We start from the raw sequence: 19,591 nt of genomic DNA, 5'->3' as shown, positions 1-19,591 counted from the left end.
ATCGAATGATGGCAGATTACGCCGAGCTGGTGCAGGAGCTTAAATCGACATTCCTTACAAGTACTTTGGAGCCGGATGCTTTGGCCATGTTGATTTCGGCAGCAATCTCTATGCCATTGGCAGGCGAACGATCCCGTTCCATGATGAACTGGATCGTTCACTTGTTTTCTTTATGAAAGAGGTCTCCTAATTTCGGAAGAGGTTACGCAATTTCGGAAAATCGCAGGGAGCGCTTCGGAATGTCGTATAATTTCTAAGAATTGACCATTCCGAAGGAGCGACTGTAGACATGAGACCTACACAGGTGAACGTAAGCGGCGGCATTAAATTGAAATCGCTTCCAGAAGGCGGGCGTGTCATCGAAATCTCCCCCGATGGGGGAAGACTCCATTTTGCCGGCCTGCGGTTCAAGAAAGGCCAGTACCTGGTGATGGAGCTGACGGTTCAATCGATCACGGAGTTTCAAATGGTGCTGGGATTCTCCAAGCGTGACCCCGGTTCGGAGCAGGGTGTGCCGGATTTGTATTGCATGACCGGCTTCTTGCCCCAAATTCGGATTCGTACTTATTTTGATCTCGTACATCTAGATGCCCAAAGCATCTATCTGGAACGAACGCCAGGCAAACTGAAGTCGTTCCTGCAGGGAGCCGCCTTGGAGCCGGAGCAAGCCAAGCATTTCGAGATGATTTTTCTGCCCTTCTATACGAATCGTTCCTTGATCTTGCATGATTTGTATCTGGCGGACGAGAAGCCCGATTGCAGCCTAGGAGCAGAAGTGGAACCGATCGTCGATGAGCTGGGACAGCTGAAGATGAAGGACTGGAGCGGCAAAACGGGTTCGGCGGACGAATTGGTTCAATATTTGCGGAAGGAAGCCGAAGCCGGTCCGGCAGCGGATTTTGGACCGGAATATAGTGTGTACGGAGGGTACAAATCTATTTCCTTTGAACCGACGGGATACTTTCGGGTGGTGCAGCATGACGGCAGATCTTGGCTGGTGGACCCGGACGGGTATGCTTTTTACAGCAAAGGGCTGGATGTAGTCGCTCCCGGGGAAACGGGACGGATCGACGGTATCGAGCCTTGTTTCGAGTGGCTCCCGGATGAGGAGGGGCCTTTCCGCCCTGCGTTCGAAACGAGAGGGGGGCGGAAGGGGGAGCGATATTATAGTTATGCCGTCAGCAATTTGATTCGGGCCTTCGGCGAGAATTATGATGAGGCTTGGAGCCAAATGACCCGCTCCCGGCTAATCGATTGGGGATTTAATACGATCGGAAACTGGTCGGATCTGAACTTTGCCCAATGGGCGAAGCTGCCCTATGTAATCCCGCTGGCCGAGTTTCCGATGACAGAAGTGCCCGTGTACCGGGATTTCCCGGATGTGTTCAGCGAGGAATACCGGGAGGCCTCGGAGCGGTATGCCGCGCAGCTGAAACCGTTTAAGGAAGATCGCTGCCTGATCGGATATTTTATGTCCAACGAACCGCATTGGGCGTTTGGGGACCGGGTGAACCTGGCGCGGGAAATGTTTCGCAGCGCGCATGCTTTTGCCAGCAAGGAGGAGCTGATTCATTACCTTGAGCACAAATATCAAGAAGATCCCCAGGCGCTGAGCGAGGCATGGGCGATGGAGCTCGCCGATTTCGGCGGGGTCCGGCAACTTCATTATGATCAATTTACTGATGCGGCCGATGCGGATCTATTGGAATTTTCCCGCAGGATGGCGCATGAGTTTATTCGAGTTCCGGCTGAAGCTTTAAAGCGGGTAGACCCGAATCATTTGAACCTCGGCATCCGGTACGCCTGGATATCGTCGGAGCTGGTGCTGGAAGGGAGCGAATATTTTGATGTCTATACCTATAACTGCTACAAGTTCAGACCGGATGAGGCGGATATCAGGTACATTTATGAACAGACCGGGAAGCCGGTGATGATCGGGGAGTTCCACTTTGGGGCCCCGGACGTCGGGCTGCTAAGCCCCGGCTTGAAGGGCGTCTATACCCAAGCGGATCGCGGCAAAGCCTACCGGTATTACGCGGAGTTTGCGGCGAGTCAGAAGCATTTAGTGGGTGCGCATTATTTTATTCTGAATGATCAAGCGACGCTTGGCCGATTCGACGGGGAGAACTACCAAATCGGGATCGTGGATGTCTGCCACCGGCCCTATGAAGCTTTTGTGCAGGAAATCAAGGCCACCCATGAGGGATTGCTGGACGTGCTTCTAGGGAAAAGAGAGCCGTACGATGTTCAGCCAAAAGAGCTGATTATTAAGTAAGCATTGAAAACCCGTACTTTTCGGTACGGGTTTTCATTTTTAGCCGAAAAACGAATACACCGAGACGAAATCTGGAGCATATCCCTACGATCCGATCCCAAGTACAATAGATACAGATAGGTGAAAGTGCTTACATTAATAGACTAGAACAGCTTGGAGGTCAGAGGGGATGGATATGCAGCCGTCGACGCAACCCGCAGCCATGCAAGAGATAGAAACGCCGCCCTCGTCAAGGCGGAAATGGCTGAAGAAACTTTACTCGCAAAGACATATTCAAATTATGGCTTTGCTCGGCATCGCTTGGATGATCATCTTCAACTATATTCCAATGTACGGTGTCATTATCGCTTTCAAGGACTACGACATTATTCGAACGATTGCAGAAGCTCCATGGGTCGGTTTGGAACATTTCAAAGAGTTTCTGTCCGATGAAAATTTCGGCTATGTGATCAAAAATACGCTGGGGATCAGTTTCCTGAAGCTGCTCACTTTTCCGTTGCCGATTATCTTCGCCTTGTTCCTGAACGAAGTTCGCTCGCTCCGGTACAAGAAAGCGATCCAAACGATCTCCTACCTGCCTCACTTCCTGTCTTGGGTTGTGCTCGGCGGGATCCTGGCAACCTGGTTGTCGGATGTAGGGATTATTAACGAGATCTTTATGGCTTTGCATATTATCGATAAGCCGATCTCCTACTTGGCGGAGCCGAAGTACTTCTGGACGATCGTCATCACCTCGGATGTCTGGAAGGAGCTGGGATGGTCAGCAATTATCTATTTGGCGGCCATTACGAGCATTTCGCCCGAGATGTACGAAGCGGCAACCATTGACGGAGCTGGGCGTTTTCAGCAAATGTGGTATGTGACGCTTCCAGCTATCAAAGCGACCATCAGTATTTTGTTCATCCTGGCTGTCAGCGGTGTGCTGAACTCCAACTTTGATCAAATCCTGGTGTTGCGTAACTCACTGAACGATAGTGCAAGTAATGTAATCGATTATTATGTCTATTACACGGGGATATCCTCTGGCCGTTATTCGTACTCAACAGCAATCAATTTGTTCAAATCTGTGATTGCACTTGCCCTGCTGCTGATTGCGAACCAAGTAACCAAAAAACTCAACGACACTTCGTTGTTTTAGGCCAAGGGGGACCTGCTTATGTTTTCATTACGCCGCAGAACCAAAGGCGATGTCGTTTTCGATACAGTTAACAATTTGGTCATGCTCGTCGTATGTTTTGTCACGCTATATCCGATTTGGTACGTGTTGGTGAACGCTTTTAACGACGGGAAGGACGCGATGCTTGGCGGCATTTATTGGTGGCCGCGGAAGTTCAGCTTTGAGAACTTCGAAGCGGTCTTTGATAATCCCGGCATCATGACGGCGATGGGACTCACGGTTGCCAAGACCGTCATTGGGGTTATAGCACACGTCTTCTTTACCGCGATGGTCGCGTACGCTTTCTCTCGCAGAGACCTGATTGCAGGAAAGTTCTATATCTTGATGGGAACGATCACGATGATCTTCTCCGGAGGGCTGATTCCAACCTTCCTGCTCATTCGCGATTTGCATATGCTCGATAAATTTATCGTTTATATTATTCCTGTGTTGTTCAGCTTCTTCGATCTGATCATCTTCATGACCTTCTTCCGGGATATTCCCGATGGTCTGGAGGAAGCGGCTCGAATCGACGGAGCCAATGATTGGACCGTCTTCCTGCGGGTCGTGCTGCCGGTATCGCTGCCGGTTCTCGCCACCATCGCCTTGTTCCACGGGGTGTATCAGTGGAATGACTATTTTACGGGGATCATCTATGTCAACAACGAGAACCTGCAGCCGATTCAGACATTCCTGTACCGGGTTGTGGCCCAGTCCAGCTCCAATATCATGACGACAGCGGTGCAGGGCAGTGCGATAACCAAAACGGTCACTTCCCAATCGATCAAGTTGGCGACAATGGTCGTGACAACCTTGCCAATCGTATTTGCCTATCCGTTCCTGCAACGCTACTTCGTTAAAGGGATGATGATTGGCTCGATCAAAGGGTAAGGGTTCGTCTATAATGAACTCGCCATATCACCGTCGGTAACTCCTCCGAGCCGCTTCACGGCGGCTAACGGAGTTGCACATAAATGGAATCACATCAAATGAGAAAAGGGGTAAAAAAGCATGGGCATGAAAAGCAAGTCCAAAAAAGTGATGATGCTGCTGATGGCGGCCATCATGGTCCTGTCCCTGGCTGCTTGCGGAGGCAACAGCAATAACAGTAAAGAAAGCGCTAACAATGCTGCTGCTAACAACAACACCAGCACGCAGGAAACCACCGATCCGGCTGCGACACCATCGGCCGACGAACCGGGATGGAAATCCGATACGTCCCCCATCACCTTCGATTGGTACCTGAACTTTGCTTGGTTCCCAAATAAATGGGGCGTTGATCCGACCTCTCAATACGTGACGAAGAAAACCGGGGTTAATATCAACTTCATCGTCCCTGCCGGTAATGAGAACGAGAAGTTGAACACGTTGATCGCTTCCGGCAAGCTGCCTGACTTCATTACGTTGGGCTGGTGGGAAGACGGCGTGAAGAAAATGATCGAGGGCGGACTGGTTGAGCCGCTGAACAAATTGGCTGAACAATACGATCCTTACTTCTTCAAAGTGGCCGACCCGGATAAACTGGGCTGGTACACGCAACCAGACGGGAACGTATACGGTTATCCGAACTCTTCCTCGTCTCCGAAAGACTATGAGAAATACGGCGACAAATATGTATCCAACCAAACGTTTGTCGTACGTAAAGATATTTACGAAGCAATCGGCAGCCCGGACATGCGAACTCCGGAAGGCTTCATCGCCGCTCTGAAAGCAGCGCAAGAGAAATTCCCTGAGGTGAACGGTCAGCCGCTGATTCCGCTGGGCTTGCACGAGTTTACGGCTACCGGCAATGACTCCTTGGAAGGCTACCTGCAGAACTTTCTGGCGATTCCGAGAGAGAAAGACGGCAAGCTGTACAACCGCGAAACGGATCCGGAATATATTACTTGGTTAAAAACGCTGCGTAAAGCGAACGAAGAAGGCTTGTTGGCGAAGGATATCTTCATCGACAAACGCGCTCAAATGGAAGAGAAAATTGCGCAAGGCCGTTACTTCGCCATGCTGTATCAACGCACCGACTTTGCAGCGCAACAAGGGACTTTGTATCAACAAGATCCTAACAAAATTTACATCGCCGTGGACGGTCCGGCTAACTCCAAACTGGATCCGCCTACGTTAAATGGTCCTTCGATCTCCGGTTGGACGGTTACCCTGATCTCCAAGGACGTGAAGGATAAAGCTCGCGCGATCAAGTTCCTGACGTACCTGATGAGTGAGGAAGGACAGAAAGACCTGTATCTGGGTGAAAAAGGCGTCAGCTACGATACCATTGATGGCAAAGACCAATTCAAACCAGAAGTGTTCGAACTTATGAATAAGGATCGTTCTGCTTTCGATAAGCAATATGGGTCTTCCTTCACGTTCTGGATGATGCAAGATACCAACATCATTCAACAATGGCAGCCTGAATCGGTAGAACCGTTCAAGCAGTTGGAAGACTGGACTCGCGGCAAAACGGTTAGTGTCTCCGAGTTCGACCTGCTGGACCCGCTGGCTAACTCGGAAGAAGGCATCATCCTCAGCAAGATCAAGGATCTTCGCGGCAAAACATTGCCGAAGCTGTTGATGGCATCGTCCGAGGCTGAATTCGATAAGATCTGGGCGGATTACATCAAGAAGCAAGAAGATCTGGGGCTTGCCAAAGTCCAAGCGTTCCAGCAAACTAAGTATGAAGAGAACAAGAAAAAACTTGGCATGCAATAATCGTTAATGCCCCAAAAATGCCCGCATTTCGCGGGCTTTTGGGCTTTTATTCAAAGGAGTCGCTCGGCATATGGGAAGAAGCAAACCTTGGACAGCATGGTGGGAGTCATTTAAGTATTGGTTTGGGCGCCGCTCACTTCAGAGCCGCCTGCTCGCTTCGTATATCTTTATCATCTTGGGACCCAGCGCGCTGGTGTCCTATTATTCCTATGGATTGATCAACAATATGTATATCCGGGATGCCGAGGACAAGAACAACTCGTTGCTGGAGATGGAAATCCAGCATATCGAGACGCAGATTGAATCGATGGTACGGGCGGTGCAGGTCGCCTATGATGATATCGAAGTTCGAGATTATCTAGCGAATACCACCGAGCCCGGCACCGAGGAACTGGTGAATTTCAGTAACCACAGCTTTAAAAGCCTAACACGCATTCAATATTACAACCCGAATGTGGAGCATTTGCGCCTGTTCTCAAGCAGCAACGTAACCGAAATTTGGCCGATCTTTTTCCGGGAGAACCGGGTAGCGGATGAGCCGTGGTATCAAGAAGCGAAGGAATTAAAGGGCATGGAGTCTTGGTCGTTTTTGCACAATGATCCAGACATCATGGAACGGTACCAAGGGCAGACCCCCGCCCCAACGCCCAAAGTGTCGCTGCTGCGGGAAATGAGCATTCCGGCAAATCATCATGTCGGAATGGTGCAGGTGGATATGCTGCTCGAAAAGTTTAGTCCAAGGACTTATGCGGCGGTTCCGAACAGTGACTCGCAAATGGTGCTGATGGACAGCAAAGCTCAGATCTTTACCCGTGAACGGGATTCTTATCTCCAAGCGAATCCAGGACTGGAGCAGGCGATCCGGGAGCGTCTGATGCACTATAAAGAAACAGGCGAATGGAATAATGACTATAAAGAGAACGGAAAATCATTTCTGCTGCTGCACAAGCCCATCGAGCGAATCAACGCGGATTTGGTGAATGTCGTCTCGATGGACGGCGTGTTTAAAGAAATTTCACATATGCGAAATATTTTGATTGGCGCCAATATCGGATTTATTACGTTGGTAACGATCATTGCTTATATCCTCAATGCGTTTATCCTGAAGAATCTCCGCGTGCTGACCGAAGAGATGAAGAAAGTCCGGCGCGGTGAGGCCTACAGCGGCATCACGATCCGCGGCGGCGGCGAGGTTGGGGAGTTGGCGCATCATTTTTCCAAGCTGATGAACACCATTAATACGCTGGTGGCTCAAGCCGTATACAAAGAAGCGCTCACGAAAGAAGCGGAGCTGCGTACGCTTCACAATCAGATTGATGCCCATTTTTTGTATAATACGTTAGAGAACATTAAAATGCTGGCCGAGATCGAAAATCAAAGACAAATCTCGGATGCGCTGACTTCTCTCGGAGGCATGATGCGGTACAATTTCAAATGGTCCGGGGAGTACGTCAAGCTGCGGGATGAGCTTCGCCACATCGAAAATTATATCGATGTGATGAATATCCGGTTTGATGAACCGATCGAGCTGCGGCTGGATATTCCGAGTGATCTCCTGGATATGGAGATGCTTAAAATGTCGCTTCAACCAATCGTCGAAAATGCGGTGAAGCACGCTTGGGCAGGGGATGAGACGGGGCCGCGGAACATCTCGATTCAGGTGCAGGAATTGCCGCAAAGCGACATCCGAATCGTTGTCACAGACAACGGTAGAGGGGTCGACGAAGCTTCGCTGTCCGAACTGAACCTGGAATTGGATAAGGTGGGGCTTACGGATAAGGTTCCGGGGAATTTTGCGCCGAAGTCGCCAAACCAATACGGGATTGGCCTTCGCAATGTTCAAGAGCGCATTCGGTTATATTATGGTAAACAATACGGCCTGAAGGTTTTCAGCGATCAAGGACAGTACACGGAGGTAGTGATGATTATGCCGAAGGTGCTGTTAACAGGGAGGGGTGGCACAGATGATAAAACTACTGATCGTGGATGACGAGAAAAATATCCGGCTCGGACTAAAAACCATGATTGAACGCGAATTCCCGGACCAATACGAGCTGACCACGGCAGCTCAAGGGGCGGAAGCCCTTGAATTGTACCGGGCCCACGGCGCTGACATTATCATAACGGATATTCGGATGCCCGTGATGGATGGGATTGCGCTGATCGAGAATGTGTCAGAAGGACCGCAGCCGGCCGAGCAAGCCGGTCGGCCTCAGATCATTATCCTCAGCGGTTACGAGGACTTTAGATATGCCAAGGCGGCGATCCGGTACCAGGCTGTCGACTATCTGTTGAAGCCGATCCGCCGCGATGAACTGTTTTCCGCGCTGCGCAAATGCCAGGACAATCTGGCGAAGCGCTCCCAATTGGCGGAGCAATTGGCCGCTACGGAGAACTACCGGATGCAGGTTCAGTCCGTTCGCCTGCAGGAGCTTCTGCTGCAACGGGAATTGGCCGCGGAGGATCTTGGCGTCTGGAGTTCCGAAATCGGTTTCGATCAATTTACCGTCCCCTTTTCGGTTGCGGCGTTGACGTACAAGAACGTGGACGGAAGCCGGATGAAGAAAGAGGATTTGAAGTCGCTCGCGCAGCATATGTTTGAAAGCGTGGACGGCGTACTTAGCGCTTCCCTGCTGGATCTTGAAGGGCGAATGATCCTTCTCGGGGGGCCGCGCAGCAAGTTTGAGGATTTGTCGCTCCTGGCGGCGGAACGTGAGCTTGACGGGATGTTGATCGGTGTCAGCCAGGAGGGGAGCCGGCTCACGGATCTGCCGTTGTGCTACCACCAGGCGTGCGAATCGCTGAAATACACCTTTATTTATCCGAAGACTCGATTGATCTGGTATGAGGACTTGCAGATGAAGCGGTTGTCTTATCCCGTGCCGAGGGAGGCCATCCGTAAGCTGGGCAATATCCTGGGCACGAACCGGGAGAAGGAGATAGGAGCGCTCCTCCATGAGATTTTTCGGGTTGACCAGTTGCCTGAGATCGATATGTCATACCTGGAAGCGGTCAGCCGGCATATGAATGAGGAGGTGCTGGACGAAGTGTTCCGCGTGTACGGCGAAGCCTCCGTCGACGTGCTGAAGCTGTATCGCAAAGTGGGAGACATGTCGAACTTCTGCCATTTTCACGACTACTTCCGGTCGCTGGAGCAGCTGTTGTCAGACCTCGACGAATACATTAAGGAGATCCGATCCGCTCATAGTGAGCACGGAGATATGAAAGAAGCGGTGGCGTATATCGAGAGCCATTACGACCGGCAACTGAACATGGCGATCGTCAGCAACCATGTATCCCTGAATTACTCCTATTTCAGCGAGGCGTTTAAGGCGTATACTGGCGAAAGCTTTGTGACCTACTTGAAAAAAGTAAGAATCCGCAAAGCGAAGGAACTGCTCGGAAAGGGTTGGCTGAAGCTGTCGGAAATTAGCAATGCCGTCGGGTTCGAGAACACCCGTCATTTCTCCCGCGTCTTCAAAGAACTGGAGGGCGTGTCTCCGCAGGAGTATCGAGACAAGTTAGTGGCCGGCAACGCCCGGTTCGCAGGAGCCGACCTCCCCACGGACGGCGAGTGAAAATCCGATTCATCAGGCTCGTACCTATAGGGTGCGGGCTTTTAATTATGGCTTTAGCCAGTTGAGCTCGCGAAGCGTGCGAAACAAAAAACCACCCGCTATGCGGGTGGAGGAACGAAGGTTTGACCAACTAGACCATTCCCATAAAATTGAGATGTTCAGGCTCAATAAAAGAAAGGAATGGTCTTAGATGGCAAACAAGAGCTATAGTTTAGCTCACACGAAGTGGATGTGCAAATACCATATCGTGTTCACCCCGAAGTATAGACGGAAAGAGATCTATAATCAAGTGAGGAGAGATTTGATCGAAATATTTAAGCGTCTGTGCAAATACAAGGGAGTGGAGATCATAGAAGGCCACATGATGCCGGATCATGTACACATGCTGGTAGCGATACCACCCAAAATCTCAGTATCCTCATTTATGGGGTATCTGAAGGGAAAGAGCTCACTAATGATATTCGAAAAGCATGCCACCCTAAAGTATAAATATGGAAATCGGAAATTTTGGGCGGAGGGATACTACGTAAGCACAGTGGGCTTGAATGAGGCCACTGTCGCAAAGTATATCCGCGAGCAGGAAGCACATGACCAGGCAATCGATAAACTGAGCGTCAAAGAGTATGAAGATCCATTTAGCAGAAACGGTAGCAAGAAAAAGTAAACCAGTTTAACTGGTAAGTGAAAGTGACAAAAACACTGAGCCTGAACAATTTTATTGTCAGGCTAGCGTCTTTAGGCGCAGTTTGGCAACAAGGGGTTATACCCCAAGAGCAAACCACCCGTTGGACGGGTGGTTATGATTTTTTGGAGAATGATTAGATTTTAGATGATAGAAATAGACCCTAAGAGCACCGATGTTGTATAATTTATCCAAGTGTGCGATGAAAGCGCTTTATTTCCTTGGCCCAGAAGTCTGCTGCGGAAAAGACCATTTCGGAGGGGATGAAGGGGAAGATGAAACGGATTCCGATGATGCTTCAGTTGGGAATCATCCTGTTCTGCGTCATGGCGGTTCCTGCGATCATTCTGACGTTGTACAGCGGTACGCAGATTTTGCGGTACTCAGAAAAGGCGATTGCAGAATCTTCCCTGGCGGGGCTGGATGCGAACCGAAGGCTCAATGAAACGGCCTTAAATAATCTGGCGCAAGATACGGTCCGTCTGACTGCGAACCGGGTATTTGACCGCATTCGTTCGTTCGAAACTTATGCTCAGCTGCAGGAGAACTATCAACATGTCAGCCAAGCCCTGGTCGTGCTCCGGGAACTGGTGAATTTGAATCATCGGGTGAACGGGGTGTATTCCTCTTATTTCTACCTGAGTGACGCGAATTATGTGATCTCAACCGACAAGGGCATCACAACACTGGACCGCTATGAATCGATAGACTGGCTGGATGAAGCGTTGGCCGGGCGCCGAGGGATTAGCGGCGTATGGTTCCCGCGCAAGCTGGCCACTGGGGAGACCGTTGTATCTTATGTCTTGCCGCTCAGCCGCTTGTCCACGACAACCCGCGGCACCATCGTAGTCAACTTGCGGGAAAGCCAGATTGGGACGTATTTACAGTCCACTGAACCTGGGGAGCAAGGTTATATGCTGCTGGACGCGGACGGGACGATCCTATCGCATAACGATAAGTCACTGCTGCTTACCGATGGGCGAAATCAACCTTATATTCAGAAGATTCTGGAGAGCAAAGCGGAGGAAGGGTATGCCTTCCATGAGCTGGACGGGGAGCGGCTGTTATATACGTGGTCCCATTCCAAGCTGTTTGACTGGTGGAATGTTAACGTCTATTCCATGGACGCGCTGATGACCAAAACGAATAAGCTGCAGCACAATATCGTTTGGCTGACGGCTGTCGTTATATTTGCCGGCTCAGTGCTGACGGTGTTTCTCGCGACTTGGCTGTCCAAGCCGCTGCGCGAATTGGTGAGGACCGTAAGATCCCGCGGCAGCCGGGGGGTATCGGACAAAAATGAACTGGCCTTCCTCAACTCGGTTTTCAACCGGATGCAAGAGGAAGAGGAGCAGCTCTATAAGCTTCTGCGGGAACGGGAGCAGGATGCCCGCAGTCTGGCGGTTCACCGTTTGCTGCGAGGGGAAGAGGTGCAACACGTCGAAGAGATGTTTCCCGAAGCTTATTACCTGGTGGCCGTTCTCTCGATTGACCGGTACCGAAGCTATGTGGACGCGACGAACCCGGAAACCCGCAGCTATCACCGGTATCTGATCGTCACCCATAGCGAAACTGTGTTTCCACCAGGGATATCGGCGCGGTGTGTTTATCAAGGCGAGGGATGCTTCGCCGTGGTGGTCAATTTCGGAGAAGGAGAAGCGGATGGCGGATACGAAGGGATGAAGGAAGCGCTGGGGACGCTTAGCCAGTATGCAGGCAATTTGCTGGGTCATTCCGTGACCGTAGGCGTTAGCAGCCGGACGGAGAGCTGCTCCGAGCTTCAGGATCGGGCAGCGGAGGCGATGGAAGTCATCAAGCAGCGTATGGTGAGCGGTGGCGGCGGGATCTCCTTCTGGAGCGAGGAGGATGAATGTGGGCGCGGCAAGCATTATCTTTATCCCGCGGATAGCGAGAGGCGGATTCTCAATTACTTGGCTGCGGGTGAGCTTGAGCGCCTGATGGAGGAATTAACGGTGATTCGTCAGGAAATTCAATCGTCCCCGTCGATTTCCTACGACAACATCATGTTTATATATCATCAGTTGGTTGGGGTTACGATTAAGCAGCTCCGGGAAAATCAAATCAATCCGACGCGGATTTTTGCCGGGCGGGGCAACATCTATTCCTCCATCGCGTCCATGGACACTTTGGATGAGTTGGATGCGTATATGCGCGAGTTCTACCGCGATATTCTCCAGTACCTGGCGCGCAAGCCAGAGAGCGATGCGGGGTATGGGGAACGCATTCTTCGTTATTTGGATTCGCATTATTGCGAAGAAATCGTCTTTGAGGAGATGGCCAAAGAGATTGGCATCAGTTATTCCTATATGCGCAAGATCGTTTACGAGATGACGGGGACCAGCTTGATCGATTACATTAACCTGCGGCGCATCGAGAAAGCGAAGGAGCTGCTGTTGGAGTCCGGGATGACGGTGAAGCAGATTGCGGCGGAAGTGGGTTACGGGAACGTCCAGAGCTTTAACCGGTTTTTCCGGAAATATGAAGGGATGCCGCCGAGCGGTTACAAGGCAAGCAAGCTGCGGAGCTCGGGATAGATACGGTGGAGCTGTATTGCTTCGGAGAGAGCCGAGGCATATAGCTCCATTTTTGCTACAACCTATCAAATTTGATCTTTTTGCTGCAGGAAACAAGCGATTTGCAGGCTTTAGAATCAAAAATGAAGCTTAGTATCAAAACTCATGATTTACGGCGGCCGGGCGGGGCGGTATGATTTGACACAAACTCACCATCGCTAAACCGCAAGATGAGATGGAACCGAGTCCGAAACGAGCCAGGCCAGAATGTACGAGGAGGTGAATGTTATGAAATTTGTAAGCGCTTCAAATGTGAAGTCCAAGCCAAAGCTGGACCCTTCGTTAGGTCGGGGGGCCGCATTTTATCTTCGGCGGGACTGGGAGCTTTATGTGCTGCTACTGATTCCGTTGTCCTTTGTATTGCTGTTCAAATACGCACCGATGTCCGGGCTTGTGCTTGCCTTTAAAGACTATAAAATCGCCCGGGGGTTCTGGGGCAGCGAATGGGTGGGCTTTGAAGTGTTTGCCGAGATCTTCGGAAAACACGACTTCGGTCGCGCCGTCCGTAATACGTTATTGCTGAATACGCTGGACCTGGTTTTTAGCTTCACGATTCCCGTGCTTCTTGCCATCCTGCTCAATGAAATTAAGAACGTGAAGTTCAAACGGATTAATCAGACGCTGCTCTATCTGCCGCACTTCCTGTCTTGGATCATTATCGGTGCCATCGCATATCAACTGCTCAGCGAAAGTAACGGCGTCATCAATAATCTGATTGCGATGATGGGCGGTACGCGGATTCCCTTCCTGCAAGAAGATTACAACTGGTTAGTCAGTTATCTGGCCATTGGCGTGTGGCAAAGCATGGGCTGGGGAACGATCATCTATCTGGCCTCCATGAGCGGCATCAACCCCGAGCTGTATGAGGCAGCTACCGTGGACGGCGCCGGAAGGTGGCGGAAAGTATGGAATGTAACGCTGCCTTCGATTCGCCCAACGATCGTGACGCTGCTCATTATGAATTTGGGGCGGGTCATGGAAGGATCTTTTGAACGGATCTTTGCCTTGCAAAATAAAGCGACCACGGAATTCACGACGACGATCCCGGTTCTGGTGTACCGCTGGGGGATTGAGAGCGGGAACTTCAGCCGCGCCACCGCGCTGGGGCTGTTCCAGTCCGTCATTGGACTCGCGCTCGTGCTGATGGCCGATCGGGTCGCCAAGAAGCTTGGCGAAGACGGGTTGCTCTAAGAAAGGAGGCGAACCATGAAAGCATCCGCAAACACGCTGCCGCTGCGCCGCAGCAAACGCTATGATATCTGGGATGTCCTCATCCATCTCGCTATTGTCCTCGCCTCGCTCGTATGCCTGCTGCCGTTTCTCCACGTCGTCGCCAAATCGTTAAGCGATGATGCGTATGTCATTGCGAACAAGGTGTTCTTATGGCCCGAAGGGTTTACCTTGGAGGCGTACCGTAAAATTTTTGCCGACGCCAGCATCCTGCGCTCCTTGTACGTGTCGGTGGTGGTGACGGTGCTGTTTACCCTGCTTGGCATGATCATTACGGTTTGTGCAGCTTATCCCTTATCCCGTAAGCAGTTGAAGGGCCGCACGACGTTGACCTTCCTCTTTATGTTCACCTTGTACTTCAGCGGCGGGATCATTCCCGAATACATGCTGATTAGCAATCTCGGCATGCTGGATACGTGGTCAGCGCTCATTCTGCCGCAGGCGTTCAGCGCCTTTAACCTGCTGATCATGAAGACGGCGATCTCCAGCAGCATTCCGGTCAGTCTGGAGGAATCGGCGCGGATCGACGGTGCGGGGCATTTCCGCATCCTGTGGAGCATCGTGCTCCCGCTCTCCAAGCCGATCCTGGCTACGTTGTCGCTGTTTTACGCGGTTGGTCGCTGGAACGCTTATCAAGACGCTCTCTTTTACATTAAACAACGGGTGGATTTACGGCCATTGCAGCTCAAATTGTATTACCTGGTCATTCAGGCGAGCGAAAGCTTCCAACTGGAAGCCACACAAGTATCGTTAAGCAATCCCGAGGTACTCAAAGCCTCGTGTGTTGTATTCGCTACCCTGCCGATCTTGTTCGTGTATCCATTCATCCAGAAGTATTTCGTCCAGGGGGTCATGCTCGGGGCGGTTAAGGAGTAGCCATCTATTCATTAGGGGGAATCGATATGGGTAAAAGGTTCACTTGGATCTTAAGTTTGGTGATGATCGTTGGTTTATTGTCAGGCTGTATGGGAGGCAGCAGCAAGAGCGCCAATTCGGACAACAACACCACGGAGCCGTCTCCTTCCTCCAACACAAACACCGATGGCAAATATCCCGATTATTCGGCTGGTTTTCCTGAGAGGGTCACGCTTGAGCTTCCTGTTTATGAAAGGGCTTTCGAAGGCTGGAACGTGACCGACAACTACTACACGCGTTGGATTCAACAAGAATTCGGCGATAAGTACAACGTTGACGTGAAATTTATTCCGATCACCCGCAGTAACGAGGTAACGGATTATGAGCAGCTGCTGGCTTCGCATAAGGCGCCGGATATTATTTTCCATTATGATATGCCTCAGGCTCTGGCCTACTACGGGGAAGGCGTGATGCAGGAGCTGGATTGGAACGAAATCGCGCATTATGCGCCTACGTATTGGAAAACGATGGGGGACACCATTCAGCAGTATGGCGTGGTCGATAAGAAAAACGTGTTCTTCTTCGGCGAGCGCCCCAGCTTGGACAGCTTCACGACGCTGATCCGTAAGGATTGGGTTGAGAAGGTGGGGATGAAGGTCGAAGATCTGACTTCTCTCGAAAAATATAATGAGCTGCTGGGCAAATGGCGAGATGCAGGCCTTGGCGTCGGCGGCGAAACGTTGAAAAAGAACAACTACACGTTTAACTACGCGTTCCGCGATTGGCCGATCGACGAGAAATACCGTGCTCTTTACTCCGACTTGGGCGTTGCCGATCTGACCACCGCCGATACGGAGCGTTACTTGCGCAACCTGAACTATCAATACAATAACGGCCTGATTGATAAAGAATTTTATCTGCGCGACGACGAGAACAAAGCCAAGGCTGAATTTGTAGCAGGGAAAACCGGTACCTTCAGCTTCTATCTCTCCAGCAACACTGACGTAATCACCTCGACCTTAAAAAATAATCCGGATGCCGAGTTCGCGGTACTGGACCCGCAAGCCGGGGTACCGGAGGGACGGAAGCCGCAGGGACGCGCTTACTGGCCGTTTGGGATGATCATGGGCATCAACTATGAATCCTCTGACATGGAACGCGCCGCGGTGTGGATGTATCTGGAATGGATGAGCCAGCCAGAGAACCTGTTCTTCCTGCAAAACGGTGTTGAGGGCCAAAACTATACGTTGGATGCCGATGGAATCGCGGTGAAAAATCCGGATTTTAAAGGGGAATCCGTCCTCTCGCAAAATAACAACAAAGACTACTGGTGCCTTGTGGTTGAAACGGTGAAATACGATGATCCGGTAAAAATGCGTGAAGCGTACCTCCGCAGCATGTCGCCTCCAGGGTATGAAAATTTGGCGAAGGATTCGTTAGCTTTTTACGACAAGTATGCGGAGTACCGCACACCGGACGCCTTGTTCAGCGTGGTGCTTGAGAAAGTGAATGAATATAAGGCAGATCTGAATTCGCTGTTCCAGGAGCTGTATGTCAAGATTGCGATCGCGCCGGAAAGCGAGTTCGACGCCACCTACGAGGCCGCGAAGAAAACGTACCTTAATGCGGGTTACCAGGAGATTTCGGATGAGAAGCAAGCGGCGATTGATGCCGGGAACTTCAAGTAGGGGTTAGCCGTTCACACGAAGGGAGATGGAAAGATTGAAACTAAAGGCAGCCCCTTCCGAGTTGAAGCAAATTGCCGGGCGCATCGTGGAGTACACCTTCGGGATGGACCTGACCTGGGATTGGCCGTGCGGCGTGGCTTATTACGGGATCAGCCGGGCCTTTGAAGCGTCAGGGGAGAAGGCCTATGTGGAGCGAATGGCCCAGTGGTGCGACGAGTACATCGACGCCGGACTTCCGGTGTGGACTGTAAATTCCTGCGCGATGGGGCATATGCTGCTGACGTTATATGAACAAACGAAGGAGCAGAAATATCTCGATCTCATCCTGAGCAAAATCGACTATCTGCAGAACCAAGCTCCCCGGTTTGGGGATCGGGTGCTTCAGCATACGGTATCTGCGGGCAATGATTTTCCGGAGCAGTGCTGGGCGGATACGTTGTTTATGGCGGCCTACTTTATGCTGCGCACCGGTATCATGCTAGACGAGAAGCCGCTCATCGAGGATGCGCTGCACCAGTTCTACTGGCACATTAATTACTTGCAGGACGAAGACACCGGCCTCTGGTATCATGGGTACAATCATATCGGCCAAAATCATATGTCCGGGATCTTCTGGGGGCGCGCCAATGCTTGGGCGGCGTACACGATGTCCCGTGCGGCGAAGATTTTGCCGGAAGCTTACCTGTATCCGTCGATGATGCATATTTGGAGTTCCTTGCGCGATCAGCTGGCGGCGTTGAAAACATTACAGCACGAGGACGGATTGTGGGGCACGGTACTGGATTACCCGGCTGCTTATGGTGAAGTGTCCGCGACAGCGGGGATCGCGGCGGCGATGGTCATTCAGGGCAATCCACTGCATGCCAAATATGTGCAGAAAGCGTTAGATGGCGTACTCCAGAACGTCACCGATCGGGGGCGGGTGCTCAACGTATCCGGCGGTACCGCCGTGATGAAGGACATCGAAGGGTATCTGGGCATCGACAAGAAGTGGGCCCAGGGCTGGGGGCAAGGGCTGACGCTGGCGTTGCTGGCGGCTGTTCTCGAAGACGACGGCTTGGATGAGCTTGGTAGAAGTTGATTTTTTGCTAGTCTTAGTATACATTTGTATACATAACAAAAATAACGTATACGAATGTATACAATAAGGAGGAGCCACATGCGAGACGGTAGACACGGACCCGGAGGGCGTTATGAACGCGTTCATCATGAGCATCGGGATGGGCGAGGACACGGTAGAGAGGAGAAGCGAAGATTTCATGAGGAAGCCGAGCCGCAGCTGCGCAGCGCCCAAACCTTTAGGCGCGGCAAGGCGATCGCCTTTCTGGAACGGATGCAAATTAAACGCGAAACCTTGCAGAGGCAGCTAAGTCAGGCGGAATTTGAGGCGATTAAGCCGGTGATTAGCGGAGAGCTGAAAGCGGTTGACGAGTTGATTCAGGAGTTTATCCATCTGTTTGGCCTGCATGAAATGAAGGATGGAACGGATGGCTCCGACGAACAAGCGTAGCTGAAAGGATCGGGTAGCGAGATGTGGAAGGGGCGTACCAGCTTCGTTATTGCCCATCGGTTAAGCACCATTCAGGATGCGGATCTGATCGTTATCATTAACGGCGGGAACGTGGAAAAGTTGCGGTCGTCACAGGTACAGCATCCGGAATGGGCAAAGCGATCGCGCCAGGCGCGGTACAAACGAACATTGGTTCAACCCTTACGGCGATCAATCCGTTTGGCATGGAGCGGGCGCAAGTCGGAATCGGTGTAAATCCCGGCGCGGGCCAACCTGAGGAAATTGCCAAGGTAGCCTTGTTCCTCGCTTCCGATGATTCGAGCTTCGTTAACGGTACGACGCTTACGGCGGATGCCGGATGGACGGCGTATTAAGCCATTCGCTTACATAGGAATAAAAAAGGGCTTTAGGCCGCAACCTATCGCACATAAGCAGGCCTAACATGAAAGGCAGAAGGAGTGTGCATAGGTGATGGCGAATCCATCCAAAGATACGTCCAAAGCAGCCCGGGAGCAAACCCCGGAAAAGAAGCGGGCAACCCCCGTAAAACGTGCCGAGGATACGGAATTTGCCGATGAATTGACCCAAAGCGATATTCAATCGGCTTTTAAAAATCCGGTCACCGGTGAGGAACGTTTGTACTAGGCGACAATAGATTCTCGACTCAAGGCAGCCCTGTTTTGTTCGGGGCTGTCTTTTGTTTTGAGGGTGTAGATCTGGGCGAGCTTGACTTTTGCTCAGGATATGTATAAAAACAAGAGGGAGAGTTTAAGGTCATTTATTCCATTTGTTCGTTACTCAAGGAGGTACATACCCAATGTCTACGATCGATTTGATCAAAAGCCGGAGAAATATAAAAGCGTTCAAACCCGACCCGATTGATGAGGAAGCACTCATGGGCTGGCTGGAAGCTGCAAGCTACGCGCCAAACCATCGCTTTAACGAGCCGTGGGAGCTATTGCGCGTTGGACCGGAGACGCGAGCGAAGCTGAAGCATAAGAGTGATTTCTGGGGAGCTCCCGTTGTGATCGCGTTGTTGTCCAAGCCGGGAGCCACTCCGCTCGCGCGGGATGAGAATGTGATGGCTGCCGCTTGTTTTGCACAAAACTTTTTGCTGGCTGCTCATGAAGCAGGTGTCGGTACGTTCTGGTCATCCGTCGGAAGTTCGGCGCAAAACCGGGAAGTGCTTGGTGTACCCGAAGGCTACGAGGTCATTGGCGTATTTGGGATCGGGTATCCGGCCGAAATTCCGGAGGCCAAGCCAAGAACACCCATCGCGGAAAAAATCAAGACGCTGCCGTAACCCTTATAGATGCGTAA

Annotated in this window: 15 protein-coding genes and 1 pseudogene; all 16 read left to right on the top strand. The window is 51.3% G+C overall.

The features are described 5' to 3' along the window. The first annotated feature begins 289 nt into the window (after nucleotides 1–289). The 16 genes and pseudogenes from M3G15_RS14185 (at nucleotide 290) to M3G15_RS14110 (ending at nucleotide 19,574) form a co-directional block, all read left to right on the top strand. Nucleotides 290–2,275 carry a hypothetical protein gene (locus M3G15_RS14185; RefSeq protein WP_260071303.1) on the top strand — a complete coding sequence of 662 codons (1,986 nt, stop codon included), beginning with the start codon at nucleotides 290–292 and terminating at the stop codon, nucleotides 2,273–2,275. A 169-nt stretch (nucleotides 2,276–2,444) separates the two neighbouring features. Beyond that, entirely contained in the window at nucleotides 2,445–3,413 is a 969-nt protein-coding gene (locus M3G15_RS14180; protein WP_397376627.1) for an ABC transporter permease, read from the top strand. A gap of 18 nt (nucleotides 3,414–3,431) precedes the next feature. Beyond that, complete coding sequence (locus tag M3G15_RS14175) at nucleotides 3,432–4,322, top strand: carbohydrate ABC transporter permease (protein WP_260071302.1); 891 nt, start codon at nucleotides 3,432–3,434, stop codon at nucleotides 4,320–4,322. 120 nt (nucleotides 4,323–4,442) lie between these two features. Continuing rightward, nucleotides 4,443–6,134 carry a type 2 periplasmic-binding domain-containing protein gene (locus M3G15_RS14170; protein ID WP_260071301.1) on the top strand — a complete coding sequence of 564 codons (1,692 nt, stop codon included), beginning with the start codon at nucleotides 4,443–4,445 and terminating at the stop codon, nucleotides 6,132–6,134. 70 nt (nucleotides 6,135–6,204) lie between these two features. Next, nucleotides 6,205–8,124 carry a cache domain-containing sensor histidine kinase gene (locus M3G15_RS14165; RefSeq protein ID WP_260071300.1) on the top strand — a complete coding sequence of 640 codons (1,920 nt, stop codon included), beginning with the start codon at nucleotides 6,205–6,207 and terminating at the stop codon, nucleotides 8,122–8,124. Beyond that, nucleotides 8,099–9,712, top strand: a complete 1,614-nt coding sequence (locus M3G15_RS14160; RefSeq protein ID WP_260071299.1) for a response regulator — start codon at nucleotides 8,099–8,101, stop codon at nucleotides 9,710–9,712. The genes M3G15_RS14165 and M3G15_RS14160 overlap by 26 nt, the downstream gene beginning before the upstream one ends. 190 nt (nucleotides 9,713–9,902) lie before the next feature. Next, nucleotides 9,903–10,376: an IS200/IS605 family transposase gene (tnpA, locus tag M3G15_RS14155; RefSeq protein ID WP_016311435.1), complete on the top strand. Its 474-nt coding sequence runs from the start codon at nucleotides 9,903–9,905 to the stop codon at nucleotides 10,374–10,376. A 293-nt stretch (nucleotides 10,377–10,669) separates the two neighbouring features. Further along, nucleotides 10,670–12,949: a helix-turn-helix domain-containing protein gene (locus M3G15_RS14150; protein WP_260071298.1), complete on the top strand. Its 2,280-nt coding sequence runs from the start codon at nucleotides 10,670–10,672 to the stop codon at nucleotides 12,947–12,949. A 267-nt stretch (nucleotides 12,950–13,216) separates the two neighbouring features. Next, on the top strand, nucleotides 13,217–14,179 hold the full coding sequence (locus tag M3G15_RS14145) for an ABC transporter permease (RefSeq protein WP_085278313.1): 963 nt from the start codon (nucleotides 13,217–13,219) through the stop codon (nucleotides 14,177–14,179). Between the two features lie 15 nt (nucleotides 14,180–14,194). Beyond that, a complete protein-coding gene (locus tag M3G15_RS14140) occupies nucleotides 14,195–15,094 on the top strand; it encodes a carbohydrate ABC transporter permease (protein WP_085278312.1) in 900 nt (299 codons plus the stop codon). 26 nt (nucleotides 15,095–15,120) lie between these two features. Beyond that, nucleotides 15,121–16,761, top strand: a complete 1,641-nt coding sequence (locus M3G15_RS14135; RefSeq protein ID WP_260071297.1) for a type 2 periplasmic-binding domain-containing protein — start codon at nucleotides 15,121–15,123, stop codon at nucleotides 16,759–16,761. A 34-nt stretch (nucleotides 16,762–16,795) separates the two neighbouring features. After that, nucleotides 16,796–17,842, top strand: coding sequence for a glycoside hydrolase family 88/105 protein (locus tag M3G15_RS14130; RefSeq protein ID WP_397376626.1), 1,047 nt, complete (start codon nucleotides 16,796–16,798; stop codon nucleotides 17,840–17,842). A gap of 78 nt (nucleotides 17,843–17,920) precedes the next feature. Continuing rightward, a complete protein-coding gene (locus tag M3G15_RS14125) occupies nucleotides 17,921–18,271 on the top strand; it encodes a hypothetical protein (RefSeq protein WP_260071295.1) in 351 nt (116 codons plus the stop codon). A gap of 158 nt (nucleotides 18,272–18,429) precedes the next feature. Next, nucleotides 18,430–18,645 (top strand): annotated as a pseudogene (locus tag M3G15_RS14120) (SDR family oxidoreductase); the annotation flags it as partial. Nucleotides 18,646–18,742: 97 nt separating this feature from the next. Further along, entirely contained in the window at nucleotides 18,743–18,916 is a 174-nt protein-coding gene (locus M3G15_RS14115; RefSeq protein ID WP_260071294.1) for a hypothetical protein, read from the top strand. Nucleotides 18,917–19,088: 172 nt separating this feature from the next. Continuing rightward, nucleotides 19,089–19,574, top strand: coding sequence for a nitroreductase family protein (locus M3G15_RS14110; protein ID WP_260071293.1), 486 nt, complete (start codon nucleotides 19,089–19,091; stop codon nucleotides 19,572–19,574). The last annotated feature ends 17 nt before the right edge of the window (nucleotides 19,575–19,591 follow it).

This window comes from Paenibacillus sp. p3-SID1389 (assembly GCF_025151705.1).
Classification (GTDB): Bacteria; Bacillota; Bacilli; order Paenibacillales; family Paenibacillaceae; genus Fontibacillus; species Fontibacillus phoenicis.
This window is presented reverse-complemented; position numbering and strand designations above follow the sequence as displayed.